Raw genomic sequence first — 17,329 nt, 5'->3', positions numbered from 1 at the left:
ATCCGGTGGCGGACGGCGCGCCGGCACGGCATCCTGCTCGCCATGGTTGATCTGCGCGTGCTGTCCGAGGACGACTGGAAGCTGTGGCGCGACCTGCGGCTCGCGGCGCTGGCCGAGGCGCCCTACGCGTTCGGGTCGACGCTGGCCGGCTGGCAGGACGCGAGCGAGGAGCAGTGGCGCGACCGGCTGCGGATCCCGGGCGCCCGCGACCTGGTCGCCTATCGTGACGGAGCCCCGGTCGGGATGGCCACGGGCGTGCCGGCCGGCGACGGGGCGATCGAGGTCATCTCGGTCTGGGTCAGCCCGGCGGGCCGCGGGCACGGGGTGGGCGACGCGCTCATCGCCGACCTGGCCGCCTGGGCCACCGCGCGCGGCGCCACCCGGGTCCAGCTGTCCGTCCGCAAGGACAACGCGGCCGCCATCCGCCTCTACGAACGCGCCGGTTTCGTCCACATCGGACCGAGTCCGGAAGATCCCGCCGAGATCGTGATGGAGCGCGCGTAGGCCCAGGGCCGCGAAGGGCCCCGGGTCACGCGGGATCAGAGGTGCCGCGGCCGATAGGTCGTGGCGGTGGCCGGCCGGCGCCGGCGCAAAAGGAGCAGGGCGACCAGGGCGAAGGCCACCAGCGCCGCCACGGCGCCGCCGATCCAGCCCCACCAGTTCTCGATCACCGTGGCGACCATGCTCAGGCCCGGCGGCTGCAGCGTCACGGCCAGGTCGAGGTGGCGCTTGACCGTGCCGCTGGCCAGCTCCAACTCGAGCCGCCACGCGCCGTCGGGCAGCTTCGCGTCGAGTGCGGCGACGACGATGCCACTGGCGCCGGGCGCGAGGGTGGTCACGGTGGCCAGCTGGTACGGGCCCGCCCGCATGCTGCCCGGTCCGTCCTCGAGCTTCAGCGTCCCGTTGATGTCCAGCGCCCGCTCGCCGGTGTTGTGCACGACCGCCGAGATGCGCGGCACGCCGTCGTCGCCCCGGCTCGCCGTGACGTCACCGATGTCGAAGCTGGAGATCGGCTCGCCGCCCGGGCCGACGCTGAGGTAGACCCGGATGCCGGCCCGCCGGATCGCGCCGATGTTGCCCTTCTTGTCCGGCGCGGCGCGGGTCTCCGCCCACAGCACCGCGTAGCGCTCGCCGCGCGACGCCTGCTTCGGCACCTCGATGAGCGCGTCGACCTCGATGCTCTCGCCGGCCTGCAACGCGGCCCGGTCGACGGAGACCTTCGTCCACGAGCTCAGCTCATTGGTCTCGCGGTCCGTGCCGAAGACGAACTCGTCGTTCTCGACCGTCGCCGCGCCGGGGTAGATCTCGAACTCCCGCGCCTCGTCGGTGCGGTTGACCACCTCGAAGCGCCGGCTGATCCGGGTGCCGGGCGCCAGATGGTCCACGATGTACATGTGTGCCCGCGGGTCGTCCCGCCGTGCCACGGGCGCTTCGAGAAGCCGGATGCCCACCTGGTTGTCCTCGCCGGTCGCCCCGGCCGCGGCCGGGAGCGGAGGCGCCGCCGGGACCGCGGCGGACGAGGACGACGGAATGACGACCGCGGCCACGAGGGCCGCGATCGCCACTGCCAGGTGGAACCGGTCACGCCACCGAATGGGTCACCGTTCCCGAGTAGGTGCCCGCGACCGCGGCCGCCGGGATGGCGATGGAGAGGTTCGGGTTCCAGGTCACGGAGTTCGACCCGACCGCCGTGGCGGTGTAGGCGGTGCGCGGCGCGCCCAGCGTCCCGGGCAGGCCCGCGACCGGGACCGGCACGCCGGTGGTCGCGGTCGGGAGACCAGGGGTGTACGTGGCCGCCGACGCCGCGATCGTCTCGGGCGCGGTGCCACCGCCGGTGGTGTAGGCGGTCGACGAGACGGTGGCGGTCCACGCGGCGACCAGCAGACCGCGCTGGTCGACGACCTGGACCGGACCGATGGCGCCGCTGACGGTGCCGCCGGTCACCCCCGAGCCGAGGTTGACGCTGGCCGGTGCGGTGATGGTCAGGCCGCCGGCGGTGATCTGGAAGGTGATGCCGGTGGTGGCGGTGGGTCCGGGCGCGGCCACAGCGGGCGCGGCGCCGATCCCCACCATGGCGGCGGCGGCCGCCACGACGGACATCAGAGTGACGCGTCTGTACATGGGGCTACTCCTCACGAAACACGCCCTGCACGGGCGTCACGACGGAAGCTGCGGAATCACCATAAGAAGCACTCACGTCTGAAAGCTGGCGTATCGCCAAAAACGCCCAGCTCAGCGGCACCACCGAGCCTATTGACAAAATCTTCTTTTACGTAAAGACTCGTTTTCGCTATGAGAGATGTCCTGTACCTGGAGCAGATCGAGCAGGCCGAGGCACTGCTCAAGCCGCAGCGGATCGAGGTGCTGCGGCAGCTCGCCGAGCCCCGCACCTGCACCGAGGTCGCGACGGCGCTCGGCCAGACCCCGCAGCGGGTCTACTACCACGTCAAACGGCTGGTCGAAGCCGGCCTCGCCACGCAGGTGTCGGAGCGCAAGGTGCGCGGCATCAGCGAGGGGATCTACCAGGCCGGCGCCCGGTCCTACTGGCTGTCGCCGCGGCTGGTCGGGCGGATCGGCCTGCGCAAGGCCCAGGACGAGCTGAGCCTCGGCTACCTGCTCGACCTGATGGAAGAGGTCCAGGCCGACATCGGCGCGCTGGACCGCACCGCGCCGGAGCTGCCGTCCATCGGCCTCTCCGGTGAGATCCGCATCCGCCCCGAGCGGCGCAAGGAGTTCCTCGACGACCTGCAGTCGACGCTGCAGGCGCTGTTCACCCGCTACGGCGGAGCCGAAGGCGACGCCTTCAAGCTCGTCGTGGCCACCTATCCCAAGGGGGAAGAAGCATGACCGTCATCGCCAAGGCCCGGGTCAACGCACCGATCAAGCAGGTGCACCAGGCGCTCACCGACGCCGCCCAGCTGCGGATGTGGCTGGCCGAGCACGCCGAGGTCGACCTGCCGGGGCGCTACCAGTTCTGGGGTCGCTACACGCCCGAGGGCGATGCGCCCCACCAGCGGCCGATCCGGGCCGACGACACCGGAGTCGCGTTCACCTGGCACCTCGACGGCGTCGACACCACCACCGACATCACGCTCGAGGCCGAGGGCGACGACAGCACGATCGTCGCCGTCGACCAGAGCCACTTCGACTTCGCCGACGTGATGAGCGGCAACATCCGCGGCGTGCTGCAGACCTTCTGGGCGCTGGCGATCGCCAACCTGGCCGACCACCTGGAGGGGCGGGCGTTGACCCCCAAGGTCGACTTCACCTCGGCCGACCTCCGCGCCGAGTTCGAGGTCGGCGCGCCGGCGGAACGGGTCTTCGCGTCGCTGACCGACTCCGCGCAGGCGAGCGAGTGGTTCGGCTTCCCGGTCGGCATCGAGCCCTGGGAGGGCGGCCGGTTCGCGATGGGCGGGCTCGACAACAACCCCAGCCCGGCGAAGATCCTGGAGCTGGTGCCCGACACGCGGCTCTCGGTCGACTGGGGCCCGGGCGGCGTCGGCACCTGGGAGCTGGCCGGCTCCGGTGGCCGGACGCGGATCACCCTCGTGCAGAGCGGCTTCGACACCGCCAACCCGCCGTACGCGGCCTGGGGTGGTGTGCTCTCCGGTGTCGCGGGCCTGCGCCGCTTCCACGAGCACCCTGGCCGGCCGCAGATCTTCCTGCCGGCCTGAGCGCGCCCGGGGTGCCCGCCGGCGGCGGGCACCCCGGCAACCGGCTCAGGCCGGCTTGGCGAAGACGCCGTCGGGGTCGTAACGCCAGCGGACCTCGCCGAGCCGGATGTTGGCGCCCTCGGACCACATGGTGGCCAGCCGCTCCGCCGTGACGGGCAGGCCCATCAGGTTGGCGTTGCCGTCGGCGCGCACCCACCGGGCGGTCGCCTCCTGCCAGTCGTAGGCGGCGTCGGGCAGCACCTTGTCGAAGAAGTCGGGCCGCACACCGACCAGCGAGCAGGCGAAGCTGCCCGCGCGGCCGGCCACCGCCGACCCGCCCTCGACGTCACGCGCGGCCGCTCCCCCGAGGTGGCGCAGCTCGGCCGAGACGAACGGGGTCTCCGCCTCCGGGCCGAAGGCCGCCAGGAACGCGGTCGCGAAGTCCTGGTCGACCGGGTCTAGCAGCAGGCCGTAGACCTGGCTGGCGCCCGGCTCGGTCGGGTCGTTGTGGATCCGGGCGATCTGCCCGGCCGGGAGCTCCCCGAGCCCGTCGAGATAGACCGGCGCCGCGGCCCGCAGCGGGGCGGCGAGCGAGGCGCCGCGGTCGACGTCGCCCGGGTAGGCGAACCGCACGGTCAGCAGCGTGCGCCCGCGCAGCGGCTCGGGCACCTGCTCGAACGGCGGCATCCGGATGATCGCGGCGCTGGTCGACACCTGGTCGTCGGCGGTGGCCGTGTAGTCGACCCAGGCCCGGAAGGCCGGCTCGATCGCGGCGCCCTCGAACATCAGCGAGCCGGCGTAGAGCCGGGTCAGCTCGACCAGCCGGACCCGCACCTCCGTCACGATGCCCAGGCCCCACTTGCCGCCGCGCAGCGCCCAGTACAGGTCGGCGTGGTCGGTGCCACTGGCCTCGACGACCTCGCCCTGCCCGGTGACGACGGTGAAGCTCTCGACGTAGTCGGAGGCGTAGCCGTGGCTGCGGGCCAGCGGGCCCAGGCCGCCACCGACCAGCAGGCCGACGACGCCCACAGTGGAGGCCGCGCCCGAGATCGGCAGCAGCCCGTGCTCGGCCGCCGCCGCGACCACGTTGCCCCACTGCTGGCCCGCGCCGATGGTGGCGGTGCGGGTGGCGGGGTCGATCGTGAGCGTGTCGAGCCGCTTGGTGGTGATCATCAGGCCCGAGGTGACGGACGCCTCGGCGCCGTGGCCGGTGCCCTGGACCGTGACGTGCAGGCCGTGGTCGCGGGCGTAGCGGACGGCGGCGGCGACGTCGTCGGCCGACGCGGCGCCGACCACGAGGTCAGGCGTGTGCGTGGCCACCCGGTTCCAGGCGGCGACCTCGTCGGCGTAGCCCTCGTCGTAAGGGGCCAGCACCGGGCCCGTTACCTGTGCCGACAGGGTGGAAGTCATGGCGCTCCTCCGTTGGCGGGACGTGTCCCGTCTGTTCTAACCGCCGGGTGCGACATTCCCATTACCATCGTGACCGTCGGCGGGGGGAGATTCATGAGGTTTTCGCGACCCGAGCCGGGCCTGCCGACCGACTCCGACGTCGACCTCGAAATTCCCGCTCAACGCCGCGAGAAGCAGTGGCCGGTGTTGGTCGCGGTGTCCTCCGGCGGAGTCCTCGGCGCCCTCGCCCGCTATGGAATCGGGCACGCCTGGCCCGCCCCGCTCGGCGGTTTCCCATGGGCCACATTCGTGATCAACGTCACCGGCTGCCTCCTCGTCGGGGCGCTCATGGTGGTCGTCACCGACATCCTGACCGGCCAACGCCTGCTCCGCCCGTTCCTCGGCGTGGGCGTCCTCGGCGGCTACACGACCTTCTCCACGTACGCCGTCGAGAGCCGTGACCTGATCACGGCAGGCGCGCCCGGCACCGCCGCGGCCTACCTGGTGGGCACGCTGCTCGCCACCTGTGCCGCGGTCTTCGTCGGCATGACCGCGGCCCGCTTCGTGGCCTGGCGGGGGAAGTCGTGACCCTGCTGTTCGTGGCGCTCGGCGCGGCGGTCGGCGCGCCCGCCCGCTACCTGACCGACCGGGCGATCCAGCGCCTGCACCGCGGCCACTTCCCGTTCGGCACCCTGACCGTCAACGTCGTCGGCTCGCTGATCCTGGGCCTCGCGGCCGGCGGCACGACCACCACGACCGGGGTGTACGCGCTGGTCGGCCTCGGCTTCTGCGGCGCGCTGACGACCTATTCCACCTTCGGCTACGAAACCGTCCGGCTGCTCGAGCAGCGGGCGCCCCGCCGCGCGCTGGCCAACGCGGCGGTAAGCATCGCCGCCGGCCTCGGTGCTGCGTTCGCCGGCGTCGCGATCGGCACCGCCGTCTGGCGTTAGGCGTGTTGGGAACGGTCCGTTCCTATGCGGAAAGCGATAGGAACGGACCGTTCCTTTACGGCGGAGCCGGCGGCCCAGCCGAATGCGAGCACGGCGACGCCGAAGCCGACCAGGGCCAGGAACGGCGCCCGGAAGCCACCCGTCAGGTCGTGCAGGAAGCCCACCGCGACCGGTCCCGCCGCGGCCAGCAGGTAGCCGACGAAGAACGCCATCCCGGACGCCCGCGGCGTGTCCGCGGGCGTCGGCGCGATCTGGCCGACCACGGTCAGCGCGAGCGAGAAGTTGGCGCCGACGCCGACCCCGAGCAAGGCCGCCCACAGCTCCGGCGCCGCCAGCGGAGCCACGCCGATCAGTCCGAGGCAGGCGACCGCGACCAGCAAACTGACGACGATCGCCGGCCGCGGGTCACGCCGGGCCAGGGCCGGCGCCACCAGCGCGGAGACGACCTGGGTGGCGCTGAACAGGGCGAGCAGCCCGCCGGCCCGCGCCGCCGACCAGCCGAGCTCCGTGTAGCGCGCGGCGAGCCAGGCCAACGGGGCGTAGTAGAGCAGCGACTGCCCTCCCATGTAGAGGGTGACCATCCAGGCGCCGCGATCCCGCCAGGGCGACCAACCACCCGCCACGGCGGGGCCGGCGGCCGGCGACAGGGCACCGGGCCCTGCCGGCCGCACCACGAGCCAGAGAACCAGCGCCAGCACGGCCAGCAGGGCCCAGATCGCCAGCGCCGCCCGCCACGAGTCACCGAGCCAGGCCCGCAGCGGCTCGGTGCCACCGGCCCCGATCAGCGCGCCGGAGATCAGCGCGGTCGTGTAGAGACCGGTGACGGGACCGACCCGGTCCGGGAAGCGGGACCGCACGAGCGCCGGCATCAGCGCGCCGCCGACCGCGATGGCGACGCCGGCGAGCACGGTCGCGGTGTAGAGCACGCCCACCCCGGCCAGCGGCCGCACGGTGGTGGCCACGGCCAGCAGCGCCAGCGCGAGCGCCATCGTCCGCCCCGTGCCCCAGCGGGCCGCCGCCCACGCCGCGGCCGGCGCGAACAGCCCCATGCAGACGACCGGCACGGAGGTGAGCACGCCGGCGGCGGAGGAGGAGAGCCCGAGGGCGTCGCGCACGGCGTCGACGATCGGTGGCACGGACGCGATGGCGGGCCGCATGTTGAGCGCGGCGAGCAGGACGGCGGCCAGCCAGCCGGCGGTGCGCAGGCGACCCGTCACGGGAACGGGAAACCCACGTAGTTCTCCGCCAGCGAGGTCGCCGCGGCGCGCGAGGAGGTGACGTAGCGCAGCTGGGAGAGCTGCAACGCCAGGTCGAACGGGTCGTCGCCGGTCGGGTGCAGCATCGAGGTCATCCACCACGAGAAGTGCTGGACCCGCCACACCCGGCGCAGGCAGGTCTCGGAGTAGGCGTCGAGGCCGGAGCGGTCGCCGGTCGCGTACCAGCCGGTGAGCGCGTCGGCCAGCACCTTGACGTCGGCCACCGCCAGGTTGAGCCCCTTGGCGCCGGTCGGCGGCACGATGTGGGCCGCGTCGCCGGCCAGGAACAGCTGACCGTGCTGCATCGGCGAGACGACGAAGCTGCGCATGGCCGCCACGGACCGTTCGAGGATCGGGCCGTCGGCGAGCTGCCAGCCGGCGTCGGACCGGGCGAGCCGGGCCCGCAGCTCGGCCCAGATCCGGTCGTCGGGCCACTCGTCGAGGTTCTCGTCGGGCCGCACCTGGAGATACATCCGGGTCACCGTGGGCGAGCGCATGCTGTGCAGCGCGAAGCCCCGGGAGCTGTGCGCGTAGATCAGCTCCTCGGACGAAGGCGGCGCGTCGGCCAGGATGCCCAACCAGGCGTGCGGATAGTCGCGCTCGTGCGCCGTGAGCACGCCGGCCGGGATAGCGGCCCGGGACACGCCGTGGAACCCGTCGCACCCCGCCACCACGTCGCACCGCAGCCGCCGCGCGACGCCGTCGACGTCCACATAGGAGATGATCGGCTCGCCCGTGAGGTCGGCCAGCTGGACGTCGGAGACCGAGAAGTGCAGCGGCCCGTCCCAGGCGGCGATCAGATCCTTGACGACCTCGTGCTGCCCGTAGATGGTGATCTCCCGACCGGCCAGCTCCGTCAGCGGGATCCGGTGGGCCTCGCCCGCGAAGAGCAGCTCGATGCCGTGGTGCACCATCCGCTGACGGTGCAGGCGGTCGGCCAGCCCGAGCGAGGTGAGCAGGTCGACCGTGCCGTGCTCGAGCACCCCGGCCCGGATCCGGGCTTCCACATAGGACCGGGACTGGCGCTCCAGCACGACACAGTCGATGCCGCGCTGCCGCAGCAGGTGGGCGAGCACCAGGCCGGCCGGGCCGGCCCCGATGATGCCGACCTGCGTGCGCGTCTCCACGGTCAGCCCCACACCTCTTCCGCGGTCTCGACGATCAGCCGGAGCTTGGCCACCTCTTCGTCGTAGCTGAGCGCGTTGCCCTCGACCGTCGACGAGAAGCCGCACTGCGGTGAGAGGCAGAGCTGCTCCAGCGGCACATATTTGGCCGCCTCGTCGATCCGCCGCTTCAGCGCGTCCTTGGACTCCAGTTGGCCCCGCTTGGTGGTGACCAGCCCGAGGACGACCATCTTGCCGGGCGGCACGAACCGCAGCGGCGCGAAGCCGCCGGAGCGCTCGTCGTCGAACTCGCAGAAGAAACCGTCGACGGCGAGCTCGGAGAAGAGCGCCTCGGCGACGAAGTCGTAGCCACCCTCGGCCGCCCACGACGACCGGAAGTTGCCGCGGCACATGTGCGTGGTGACCGACAGGCTCGCCGGCCGGTCCTGGATCGCGGCGTTGATCTGCTTGATGTAGCGCAGGTGCTGGTGCTCCGCGTCGTCGCCGCGCTCGGTGAGCTGCCGGCGCTGCTCGGGGTCGTTGAGGTAGGCCAGGCTGGTGTCGTCGAGCTGGAGGTAGCGGCAGCCGAGCTCGGCGACGGCGGCGACCTGGGCGGCGTACGCGCCCGACAGGTCGGTCCAGAACTGCTCCTCGTCGGGATAGACGGCCGGGTCGATGGACGCCTTGCCGCCCCGGTAGTGCACCATGCTCGGTGACGGGATGGTCAGCTTCGCGGTCACGTCGTCGTCCACCGTGGACTTCAAGAAGGCGAAGTCGTCACCGAAGATGGTCTTCTCGAGGCGCACCGGTCCGTCGACGGCCAGCGCCGCCGAGGTGAAGTCGAGGTCGCCCTCCTTGTTGTGGAAGTGCACCCGGATCTTCTCGTCGGTGCTGTGGATGCCACCGAGCTGGTAGATGAAGTCCATGTGCCAGGACGTACGCCGGAACTCGCCGTCGGTGGCCGACCGGAGCCCGACGTCGCGCTGCATCCGCACGACCTCGCGGATCGCGTCGTCCTCGACGGCCCGCAGCTCCTGCGCCGAGATGGTCCCCGCGGCCCGGTCGGCCCGCGCCTTCAGCAGGCGCTCCGGGCGCAGCAGGCTGCCCACGTGATCGGCCCGGAACGGCGGCGTGTCGCGCAACGTCATCTTTCGCACCTCACAGGGGGTCAGAACGGGTAGGCCGGGATGTCACCGCGCAGCGTGATCCAGCGCTGCTCGGTGAACGCGTCGAGGTTGCCGGCGCCGCCGAACCGCGCGCCGGTGCCGGAGTCGAGGACCCCGCCGAACGGGGCCACCGCCTCGTCGTTGACCGTCTGGTCGTTGATGTGCACGATGCCCGTCGGGATCCGCTCGGCCAGCGCGAGCCCGCGCATCGCGTCGCCGGTCAGGATGCTCAGCGACAGGCCGTAGCCCGTGTCGGCGGCCAGCGCGGCGGCCTCGTCCACCGAGCCGAACCGGACGACCGGCGCGACCGGACCGAACACCTCTTCGGCGTACGCCGGCATGTCGGTGCGCACCTCGTCGAGCACCGTCGGCCGGTAGAACAGCCCCTCGTGCGTGCCGCCCGCGGCGAGCTTGGCGCCCGCGTCGACCGTCGCGGTGACCAGCGCGTGCACCTTGTCGCGCTGGCCCTCGTCGACCAGCGGCCCGAGCGCCACCTGACCGGTGAACGGGTCGCCGACCGGCAGGTGGTCGGCGTGCGCGGCCAGCGCGGCCACGTAGTCGTCGGCGATCCGCTCGTGGACGAGGTGCCGCCCGGCGGTCATGCAGATCTGGCCCTGGTGGAGGAACGAGCCCCAGGCGCCGGCGGAGACCGCCCGCTCGAGGTCGGCGTCGTCGAGCACGATCAGCGCCGAGTTGCCGCCCAGCTCCAGGTGGACGCGCTTGAGGTGCCGCGCGGCCAGCTCCGCCACCCGGCGCCCGGTGGCGCTGGAGCCGGTGAACGAGACCACGCGGATCGCCGGCTCGGCCACGAGCGCGGCGCCCGCCTCGGCCTCGCCGGGCAGCACGTGCAGCAACCCGGGCGGGAGGCCGGCCTCGGCGAACACCCGGGCGATGGCGAACCCACCACTGACCGGCGTACGCACGTCGGGCTTGAGCACGACCGCGTTGCCCAGCGCCAGGGCCGGCGCGACCGAACGGATCGACAGGATCAGCGGCACGTTGAACGGCGAGATGACGCCGACCACGCCGACCGGGACCCGCTTGAGCAGGCTCAGCCGGGGCTGGTTGCTCTGCAGGATCTCGCCCGCCGGCCGGTGCGCCAACGCGGCCGCCTCGTAGCACTCCTGGGTCGCCACGCCGACCGCGAAGTCGCCCAGCCCCGGCACGGCGCCGGTCTCGCGGACCACCCAGTCGCGCAGCTCGGCCGCATTGGCCTCGATCAGCTGGCCGGCCCGGCGCAGCACGGCGGCCCGCTCCTCGAACGAGGTGGCCGCCCAAGGGCGCTGTGCGGCGGCGGCGAGCGCGGCGGCCCCGGCGACGTCGGCCGCGTCGGCCACTCCCGTGCGGCCCAGCGCCTCGCCGGTCGCCTTCTCCAGGATCGGCGTGGACCCGCCGGACGGCGTGGACCAGTCACCGGTGAAAACCTTGCCGTCCCAGGCGGCGGGGTCGAAGAACGTCATGCCGGTGCTCCCTCCGAAGCCGGTGTCTTCACCTTCTGGATGCGGGCGTAGACCTGGCCGCGCAACTCGGTGAACCGCGGGTCGGACCGCGTGCTCAACTGGTCGCGATCGGCGGGCAGGTCGATGGTCAGGTCCTCGGCGACCGTGGTCGGCGACGCGGACAACACGATCACCCGCTGGCCGAGATAGACCGCCTCGTCGATGTCGTGCGTAACGAACAGCAGCGTCACGCCCAGCCGCTGCCAGACCGACCGGATCAGGTCTTCGAGGTCGGCCCGGGTCTGCGCGTCGACCGCCGCGAACGGCTCGTCCATCAACAGCACCTTCGGCTGGTACGCGATGGCCCGCGCGATCGCGACCCGCTGCTGCATGCCACCGGACAGCTGCCACGGGTACGCGTTGTCGACATCGGACAGTCCCACGGCGGCCAGCGCCTCGGTGGCCAGCGTCCGCCGTTGCGCCCGACCCATCCCCTGTGCCTTCAGCGGCAGCTCGACGTTGGCCCGGACCCGCAACCAGGGGAACAGGCTCCGGCCGTACTCCTGGAACACCACGGCCAGGTCGGGCGGCGGCGCGGTGACGGGCTTGCCCCGCACGTTGACCTCGCCCGAGGTCGCCGGCAGCAGCCCGGCCAGCACCCGCAGCAGCGTGGTCTTGCCGCAGCCGGACGGCCCGACCACGCAGGCGAACTGTCCCTCGGGGACGGTGAAGGTGAGGTCCCCGACCGCGGTCACCCGCCGGCCGTGCCCGTCGTACACCTTGTGCAGGTTCCTGACTTCGAGCATCACCACTCCCGTTGTCCGGCGCGCTGACCGTGGTACCAGCCGAGCAGCGACCGCTCGGCCACTCTGAACAGCAGGGAGAGCACAATGCCGATCAGCCCGAGCAGGAGCACGCCGCTCCACATCTCGGGGATCTGGAAACCCCGCTGGAACTGCAGGACCGTGAAGCCGAGGCCCTCGTTGGCGGCCATCATCTCGCTGATCACCATCAGGATGATGGCCAGCGGCAGGGCCTGCCGGGCACCGGTGACGATCTGCGGGCTGGCGGCGCGCAGCACGAGGTGGCGCAGCCGGAGCAGCCCGGTGACGCGGTAGGTGCGGCACGTGTCGCTGAGCACCTCGTCACGGCCGCGTACGCCCTCGATGGTGTTGAGCAGCACCGGCCAGACGCAGCCGAAGACGATGACCAGGATCTTGGTGCGGTCGCCGATCCCGGCGAGCAGGATGGCGGCCGGCACGAGCACCGGCGGTGGGAACGCGCGCAGGAACTCCAGCACGGGCTCCAGCAGCGACCGGACCGAGCGGAACGTGCCGATCAGCACGCCGAGGGCGACGCCCACGACGACCGCGACGGCGTAGCCCACCAGCAGCCGCCAGAGGGACGGGAGCACCTGCTGCTGGAGCATCTCCCACGTCCAGGTGCGCACGGCGGCGTCGACGATGGTCGACAGCGACGGCCAGTAGAAGTCCTGGCTGCCGGCCGAGCCGAACCACCACGCCGCCACGAGCACGATCGGCAGACCGACCGTGAGCAGCACCCGCCAGACGACCCTCATCGCACGACCGTCTCGGCTCGGGCGGCCGGATGCCAGGCCAGCACGCGGCGTTCGACCTGCCGGATGACGACGTTGATCAGGACGCCGAGGATGCCGGTGACCACGATCAGGGCGTACACGATGCGGACCGCGTTGCTCTGCTGTGCGTTGTCGATCTCCTTGCCGAGACCGGGTGAGCCGATGACCAGCTCGCCGGTGATCGTCAGGATCAGCGCGACCGCCGCGGCCAGCCGCAGGCCGGTCATCACGTAGGGCAGGGCGCTGGGCCAGATCACGTAACGGATGCGGGCCCACGGGCCGAGCCGGAACGACCGGGCGGTGTCGCGGGCGATCGGGTCGACGTCGACGACGCCGTGCACCACCTGGATGAGCATCTGCCAGAACGCGGCGTAGACGACCAGCACCAGCGTCGACCGGATCGTCGGTCCATAGAGGACGATGACCAGCGGGATCAGCGCGACCGACGGGATCGGCCGCAGGAACTCGATGGTCGTGGCGGTCGCGGTGCGCAGGACGGGCACCGAGCCGAGCAGCACGCCGACGACGGTGCCGGCGACCACCGCGATCAGCAGCCCGTAGGCCCAGGTGGTCAGGGTGTCGACCAGCGCCGCCCAGAACGACGACTGGCCGAGCTGCTCGGCCAGGGTGACCAGGATCTGGCTGGTGGGCGGCGCGAACTCGATCGGCACCACGCCGACCCGCGGCGCCACCTCTAGCAGCAGCGCGAACCCCAGCAGGCCGAGCACGCCCAGGGTGACCGACCGGAACCGCCGGCCGGTCACCCGAGGAGCGCGCGCCGCGACAGCGACCATCAGGGCAGCAGCCCCGCCACGTCCGGCTTCTGGGTCAATAGGCCGTCGGCGACCGCGGCTTCGGCCAGCGCGTCGACCGCCGCCGTGTTGATCTCGGCCGGCCACTTGGGCAGCGTCATCTTCGCCCGCACCGGTTCCTCGATCTTCGTGTACGTGCCGATGATGTCGCGCACCTCGTCGCTGTGCGCGTCGGCGTACGCCAGCGACTCCTTCATCGCCTCGGTGAACCGCGCGACGAGGTCGGGGTTCTCGCCGGCCAGCTTGGTGGAGGTGAAGTACATCGCGACGGTCAGGTTCGGCGCGGCGTCGACGTAGCTGGACGCGATCTTGCGCATGCCCGCGGCCACGGCGGCCTGCTGGAACGGCTCGACCACGAAGATGGCGTCGACCCGGCCCGCCTGCAGCGCGCCGACCTGCTCCGGGAACGGAAGCTCGGTGAACTTGACGGCCGCGGGGTCGCCGCCGTCCTTCTTCACCGACGCGCGCACGCTGGTGTCCACGATGTTCTTCAGCGTGTTGGCCGCGACCGTCTTGCCGGCGAGGTCCTTGGGCGACTGGATCGGGCTGTCGGGCTTGACGAACAGGCCGGCGAAGTCCTCCGCGACGCCCGTCGAGTTGTTGCCGTTGCAGACCACCTTCAGCGGCGCGTTCTGCGACTTGGCCAGCAGCAGCGAGACCGCGTTGCTGAAGCCGAACTGGTATTCGCCGGAGAGCACGGCCGGCACGATCGCGGCGCCGCCCTGCGCGGTGGTCAGCGTCAGGTCGATGTTGCGCTTGCTGAAGAAGCCCTTCTCCTTGCCGAGGTAGATGGGCGCGACATCGAGGATCGCGATGACGCCGGCGTTGACCTTGTCGGGCTGCGCGGCCCCGCCGGGCTGCGCGGTGTTGTCGTCGGACGAGTCACCGCAGGCGGCGGTGGCCAGTAAGGCGGCCGCGGTGAGCAGGGCAAGCAAGGGGCGACGCATCAGAACTCCATCCACGTCAGGGGTGAGCGGAGAGGGGGCGAGAGTGTTCGGATAGCGCACAGATGTACTCGGGAAACCTAGAACCGCGCGACGCCCTACGTCAATGCTTCTCGTTGTTGACGCTCATGCGCTGCGGTTCCTAGGCTGAGTCGCTGAACGGTTGTTCGCATAGCGCACAGACTGGGAGCCGCATGGCCGAACTCGTCAGCCTCGCCGAGGGTGTGACGGAGCTGGTCCACGACGGCGACGCGGTCGCGTTGGAGGGCTTCACCCATCTCATCCCGGTTGCGGCCGGCCACGAGATCATCCGCCAGGGCCGCCGCGATCTGACGCTGATCCGGATGACTCCGGACATCGTCTACGACCAGCTGATCGGCGCCGGCTGCGCGGCCCGCCTGGTGTTCTCCTGGGGTGGCAACCCCGGCGTCGGCTCGCTGCACCGGTTCCGCGACGCCGTCGAGCACGGCTGGCCCCGGCCGATCGAGATCGAGGAGCACAGCCACGCCGGCATGGCCAACCGCTACGTCGCCGGCGCCTCCGGGTTGCCGTTCGCGGTGCTGCGCGGCTACGTCGGCACCGACATCGCCCGGCACACCACCACGGTCAGCACGGTCACCTGCCCGTTCACCGGCGAGGTGCTCACCGCCGTCGCCGCGCTCAACCCGGACGTCGCGGTGATCCACGCGCAGCGGGCCGACCGGCGGGGCAACGTGCAGCTGTGGGGCATCACCGGCGTGCAGAAGGAGGCGGTGCTGGCCGCCCGCCGGTCGCTGGTCACGGTCGAGGAGATCGTCGACGAGCTCGACCCCCGGCCCGGCGCGACCGTGCTGCCCAGCTGGGTGGTCACCGCCGTCGCCCAGGTGCCGCGCGGCGCCCACCCGTCCTACGCGCAGGGCTACTACGACCGCGACAACGACTACTACCAGGCCTGGGACCCGATCAGTCGCGACCGGGAGACGTTCGGGCGCTGGCTCGACGAGGTGACCGCCGCATGAGCGACTGGACCGCCGACGAGATCATGACCGTCACCGCCGCCCGGGCGCTGGCCGGCCGCACGTCGTGCTTCGTCGGCATCGGCCTGCCCAGCACCGCGGCCAACCTCGCCCGCCGGACCTGCTCCCCCGACCTGTCGCTGATCTACGAGTCCGGGACGATCGGCGCCAAGCCGAGCTCGCTGCCACTGTCCATAGGCGACGGTGAGCTGGGTGAGACGGCCGACGCGGTGGTCGGCGTCCCCGAGATCTTCAACTACTGGCTGCAGCCCGGCCGGGTCGACGTCGGCTTCCTGGGCGCGGCGCAGCTCGACCGGCACGGCAACATCAACACGACCGTGATCGGCGACTACCGCAACCCGACCGTGCGGCTGCCGGGCGCGGGCGGCGCACCGGAGATCGCCGCGTCCTGCCGGGAGACCATCGTGATCGTCCGGCATCGGCCGCGCATCCTGGTCGACCGGCTCGCGTTCGTCACCTCGCTGGGCTTCGGCGACGGTCCCGGCCACCGGGCGTCGCTCGGTCTGCGCGGCCGTGGGCCGACCCGGGTGATCACCGACCTCGGCGTGCTCGAGCCCGACCCCGAGACCTGCGAGCTGACGCTGACCAGCATCCACCCGGGCGTACGCGTGCCGGACGTCATCGCCGCGACCGGCTGGCCGTTGGCGGTCCGTGCCGACCCGGCCGTCACGGAGCCACCCACCACCGCCGAGCTGACCGCGCTGCGGTCGCTCACGCGTCTGAAAGGAGGCGGCGTTGCCTGACTGGAAGCCACTCGCGCCGTACCGGAGCCATCCCGAGCACGAGCAACCCCCGCTCGCGTCGGCGGAGTACGGCTCGACCCGGCTGCGCAGCCCGCGCCAGCCGCTGCTCGTGCTGCCGCAGGGGCTCACCGAGCTGACCGGGCCCGTGCTCGGCCATGACCGCGTCGGCCCGCTCGACCACGACCTGACCCGCCAGCACGAGGGCGAGCCACAGGGCGAGCGGATCGAGGTGTTCGGCCGCGTGCTCGACGGTGACGGGCGGCCCGTGCGCGACACGCTCGTCGAGATCTGGCAGACCAACGCGGCCGGCCGCTACCGGCACGCCGTCGACCGCCACCCCGCGCCACTGGACCCCAACTTCACCGGGGTGGGGAGGGCGATGACCGACGGCGAGGGGCGCTACCGGTTCGTCACGATCAAGCCCGGCGCGTACCCGTGGCGCAACCACCACAACGCGTGGCGCCCCGCGCACATCCACTTCTCGCTGTTCGGCGTGGCGTTCACGCAGCGCCTGGTGACCCAGATGTACTTCCCGAACGACCCGCTGTTCGGCCAGGACCCCATCTTCAACTCGGTCCGGGATCCGGCCGCCCGGCAACGCATGGTGGCTGCCTTCGACCTCGACGCGACGACGCCCGAGTGGTCGCTGGCCTACCGTTTCGACATCGTGCTGCGCGGGCGCGCGGCGACGCCGATGGAGGACGAATGATCGGCTGCACACCGTCCCAGACGGTCGGGCCCTTCCTGGGCCTCGGCCTGCCGTGGGCCGACGGCCCCGACGCCGTCGGCGAGGGCACGCCCGGCGCGTTCTGGCTGCGCGGCGTGATCGTCGACGGGGCCGGCGATCCGGTGCCCGACGCGCTCGTGGAGACGTGGCAGGCCGACCCGGACGGGCGGTTCGACCATCCGGACGACCCACGCGGCGCCCGGCGGACGCCGGGGTTCCGTGGCTTCGCCCGCTGCCCGACCGACGCCGACGGCCGCTACGCGATCCGCACGGTCCGGCCCGGCCGCGTGCCGGGTCCCGACGGCGTCCCGCAGGCGCCGCACATCGACGTCACCGTGCTCGCCCGCGGCCTGCTCGACCGGTTGGTCACCCGGGTCTACTTCCCGGACGAGCCCGCCAACGCCGAGGACCCGGTGCTGGTCCGCATCGACCCGGTGCGGCAGGCGACCCTGGTGGCGAAGGAGACCGCCGACGGCTACGCCTTCGACATCACGCTGCAGGGCGACGATGAGACCGTCTTCTTCACCTTCTGAG

Annotated in this window: 20 protein-coding genes; 9 read left to right on the top strand and 11 right to left on the bottom strand. The window is 72.3% G+C overall.

All coding sequences use genetic code 11. From position 1 onward, the window contains the following. Nucleotides 1-42: 42 nt before the first annotated feature. Nucleotides 43-504: a GNAT family N-acetyltransferase gene (locus tag O7635_RS15055; RefSeq protein ID WP_278081044.1), complete on the top strand. Its 462-nt coding sequence runs from the start codon at nt 43-45 to the stop codon at nt 502-504. A gap of 35 nt (nt 505-539) precedes the next feature. Here O7635_RS15055 and O7635_RS15050 read toward each other — a convergent pair whose 3' ends face one another. Continuing rightward, on the bottom strand, nt 540-1,565 hold the full coding sequence (locus O7635_RS15050) for a hypothetical protein (RefSeq protein WP_278081043.1): 1,026 nt from the start codon (nt 1,563-1,565) through the stop codon (nt 540-542). A 16-nt stretch (nt 1,566-1,581) separates the two neighbouring features. Further along, nucleotides 1,582-2,121: a hypothetical protein gene (locus tag O7635_RS15045; RefSeq protein WP_278081042.1), complete on the bottom strand. Its 540-nt coding sequence runs from the start codon at nt 2,119-2,121 to the stop codon at nt 1,582-1,584. A gap of 171 nt (nt 2,122-2,292) precedes the next feature. Between O7635_RS15045 and O7635_RS15040 the strand changes: the two genes are divergently transcribed. Both O7635_RS15040 and O7635_RS15035 read left to right on the top strand, forming a co-directional pair. Further along, nucleotides 2,293-2,847, top strand: a complete 555-nt coding sequence (locus O7635_RS15040; protein ID WP_278081041.1) for a helix-turn-helix domain-containing protein — start codon at nt 2,293-2,295, stop codon at nt 2,845-2,847. Next, nucleotides 2,844-3,674 (top strand): SRPBCC domain-containing protein, encoded by an 831-nt coding sequence (locus O7635_RS15035; RefSeq protein ID WP_278081040.1) that lies wholly within the window; start codon nt 2,844-2,846, stop codon nt 3,672-3,674. The genes O7635_RS15040 and O7635_RS15035 overlap by 4 nt, the downstream gene beginning before the upstream one ends. A 45-nt stretch (nt 3,675-3,719) precedes the next feature. On the opposite strand, the gene O7635_RS15030 is transcribed toward O7635_RS15035, so the two are convergent. Then, entirely contained in the window at nt 3,720-5,063 is a 1,344-nt protein-coding gene (locus O7635_RS15030; RefSeq protein ID WP_278081039.1) for an FAD-binding protein, read from the bottom strand. Nucleotides 5,064-5,156: 93 nt separating this feature from the next. On the opposite strand from O7635_RS15030, the gene O7635_RS15025 reads away from it, so the two are divergent. Further along, nucleotides 5,157-5,630: a CrcB family protein gene (locus tag O7635_RS15025; protein ID WP_278081038.1), complete on the top strand. Its 474-nt coding sequence runs from the start codon at nt 5,157-5,159 to the stop codon at nt 5,628-5,630. Next, a complete protein-coding gene (crcB, locus tag O7635_RS15020) occupies nt 5,627-5,992 on the top strand; it encodes a fluoride efflux transporter CrcB (protein ID WP_278081037.1) in 366 nt (121 codons plus the stop codon). The genes O7635_RS15025 and crcB overlap by 4 nt, the downstream gene beginning before the upstream one ends. Here the strand turns inward: crcB and O7635_RS15015 are convergent. From O7635_RS15015 to O7635_RS14980, 8 genes are read right to left on the bottom strand one after another with little or no spacing between them, the layout of a single operon-like run. Further along, a complete protein-coding gene (locus O7635_RS15015; RefSeq protein WP_278081036.1) occupies nt 5,989-7,209 on the bottom strand; it encodes an MFS transporter in 1,221 nt (406 codons plus the stop codon). The genes crcB and O7635_RS15015 overlap by 4 nt on opposite strands. Beyond that, complete coding sequence (locus O7635_RS15010; RefSeq protein WP_278081035.1) at nt 7,206-8,375, bottom strand: 4-hydroxybenzoate 3-monooxygenase; 1,170 nt, start codon at nt 8,373-8,375, stop codon at nt 7,206-7,208. The genes O7635_RS15015 and O7635_RS15010 overlap by 4 nt, the downstream gene beginning before the upstream one ends. 2 nt (nt 8,376-8,377) lie before the next feature. Beyond that, nucleotides 8,378-9,499, bottom strand: a complete 1,122-nt coding sequence (locus O7635_RS15005; RefSeq protein ID WP_278081034.1) for a 5-methyltetrahydropteroyltriglutamate--homocysteine S-methyltransferase — start codon at nt 9,497-9,499, stop codon at nt 8,378-8,380. Between the two features lie 20 nt (nt 9,500-9,519). Next, nucleotides 9,520-10,977 (bottom strand): benzaldehyde dehydrogenase, encoded by a 1,458-nt coding sequence (locus O7635_RS15000; protein ID WP_278081033.1) that lies wholly within the window; start codon nt 10,975-10,977, stop codon nt 9,520-9,522. Continuing rightward, complete coding sequence (locus tag O7635_RS14995; RefSeq protein WP_278081032.1) at nt 10,974-11,762, bottom strand: ABC transporter ATP-binding protein; 789 nt, start codon at nt 11,760-11,762, stop codon at nt 10,974-10,976. The genes O7635_RS15000 and O7635_RS14995 overlap by 4 nt, the downstream gene beginning before the upstream one ends. Next, nucleotides 11,762-12,535, bottom strand: coding sequence for an ABC transporter permease subunit (locus O7635_RS14990; RefSeq protein ID WP_278081031.1), 774 nt, complete (start codon nt 12,533-12,535; stop codon nt 11,762-11,764). Before O7635_RS14990 ends, O7635_RS14995 begins: the two co-directional genes overlap by 1 nt. Next, nucleotides 12,532-13,347 (bottom strand): ABC transporter permease, encoded by an 816-nt coding sequence (locus O7635_RS14985; protein WP_278081030.1) that lies wholly within the window; start codon nt 13,345-13,347, stop codon nt 12,532-12,534. The genes O7635_RS14990 and O7635_RS14985 overlap by 4 nt, the downstream gene beginning before the upstream one ends. Continuing rightward, complete coding sequence (locus O7635_RS14980; RefSeq protein WP_278081029.1) at nt 13,347-14,312, bottom strand: ABC transporter substrate-binding protein; 966 nt, start codon at nt 14,310-14,312, stop codon at nt 13,347-13,349. Before O7635_RS14980 ends, O7635_RS14985 begins: the two co-directional genes overlap by 1 nt. Nucleotides 14,313-14,503: 191 nt before the next feature. Here O7635_RS14980 and O7635_RS14975 point away from each other — a divergent pair, with 191 nt between their 5' ends. From O7635_RS14975 to pcaG, 4 genes are read left to right on the top strand one after another with little or no spacing between them, the layout of a single operon-like run. Continuing rightward, nucleotides 14,504-15,307 carry a CoA transferase subunit A gene (locus O7635_RS14975; RefSeq protein ID WP_278081028.1) on the top strand — a complete coding sequence of 268 codons (804 nt, stop codon included), beginning with the start codon at nt 14,504-14,506 and terminating at the stop codon, nt 15,305-15,307. Continuing rightward, complete coding sequence (locus O7635_RS14970) at nt 15,304-16,068, top strand: CoA-transferase (protein WP_278081027.1); 765 nt, start codon at nt 15,304-15,306, stop codon at nt 16,066-16,068. The genes O7635_RS14975 and O7635_RS14970 overlap by 4 nt, the downstream gene beginning before the upstream one ends. Beyond that, complete coding sequence (gene pcaH, locus O7635_RS14965) at nt 16,061-16,777, top strand: protocatechuate 3,4-dioxygenase subunit beta (RefSeq protein WP_278081026.1); 717 nt, start codon at nt 16,061-16,063, stop codon at nt 16,775-16,777. The genes O7635_RS14970 and pcaH overlap by 8 nt, the downstream gene beginning before the upstream one ends. Then, entirely contained in the window at nt 16,774-17,328 is a 555-nt protein-coding gene (gene pcaG, locus O7635_RS14960) for a protocatechuate 3,4-dioxygenase subunit alpha (protein WP_278081025.1), read from the top strand. Before pcaH ends, pcaG begins: the two co-directional genes overlap by 4 nt. The last annotated feature ends 1 nt before the right edge of the window (nt 17,329 follow it).

This window comes from Asanoa sp. WMMD1127 (assembly GCF_029626225.1).
Taxonomy (GTDB): Bacteria; Actinomycetota; Actinomycetes; order Mycobacteriales; family Micromonosporaceae; genus Asanoa.
The sequence above is the reverse complement of the archived record's forward strand: the minus strand, read 5'-3'. Positions and strand labels throughout refer to the sequence as shown.

Excerpts from the sequence above, each read along its gene's own strand:
- O7635_RS15055 (WP_278081044.1), top strand. The coding sequence starts at position 43 with ATGGTTGATCTGCGCGTGCTGTCCGAGGACGACTGGAAGCTGTGGCGC.
- O7635_RS15045 (WP_278081042.1), bottom strand. The coding sequence starts at position 2,121 with ATGTACAGACGCGTCACTCTGATGTCCGTCGTGGCGGCCGCCGCCGCC.
- O7635_RS15040 (WP_278081041.1), top strand. The coding sequence starts at position 2,293 with ATGAGAGATGTCCTGTACCTGGAGCAGATCGAGCAGGCCGAGGCACTG.
- O7635_RS15035 (WP_278081040.1), top strand. The coding sequence starts at position 2,844 with ATGACCGTCATCGCCAAGGCCCGGGTCAACGCACCGATCAAGCAGGTG.
- O7635_RS15030 (WP_278081039.1), bottom strand. The coding sequence starts at position 5,063 with ATGACTTCCACCCTGTCGGCACAGGTAACGGGCCCGGTGCTGGCCCCT.
- O7635_RS15025 (WP_278081038.1), top strand. The coding sequence starts at position 5,157 with ATGAGGTTTTCGCGACCCGAGCCGGGCCTGCCGACCGACTCCGACGTC.
- O7635_RS15005 (WP_278081034.1), bottom strand. The coding sequence starts at position 9,499 with ATGACGTTGCGCGACACGCCGCCGTTCCGGGCCGATCACGTGGGCAGC.
- O7635_RS15000 (WP_278081033.1), bottom strand. The coding sequence starts at position 10,977 with ATGACGTTCTTCGACCCCGCCGCCTGGGACGGCAAGGTTTTCACCGGT.
- O7635_RS14995 (WP_278081032.1), bottom strand. The coding sequence starts at position 11,762 with ATGCTCGAAGTCAGGAACCTGCACAAGGTGTACGACGGGCACGGCCGG.
- O7635_RS14990 (WP_278081031.1), bottom strand. The coding sequence starts at position 12,535 with ATGAGGGTCGTCTGGCGGGTGCTGCTCACGGTCGGTCTGCCGATCGTG.
- O7635_RS14985 (WP_278081030.1), bottom strand. The coding sequence starts at position 13,347 with ATGGTCGCTGTCGCGGCGCGCGCTCCTCGGGTGACCGGCCGGCGGTTC.
- O7635_RS14980 (WP_278081029.1), bottom strand. The coding sequence starts at position 14,312 with ATGCGTCGCCCCTTGCTTGCCCTGCTCACCGCGGCCGCCTTACTGGCC.
- O7635_RS14975 (WP_278081028.1), top strand. The coding sequence starts at position 14,504 with ATGGCCGAACTCGTCAGCCTCGCCGAGGGTGTGACGGAGCTGGTCCAC.
- O7635_RS14970 (WP_278081027.1), top strand. The coding sequence starts at position 15,304 with ATGAGCGACTGGACCGCCGACGAGATCATGACCGTCACCGCCGCCCGG.
- pcaG (WP_278081025.1), top strand. The coding sequence starts at position 16,774 with ATGATCGGCTGCACACCGTCCCAGACGGTCGGGCCCTTCCTGGGCCTC.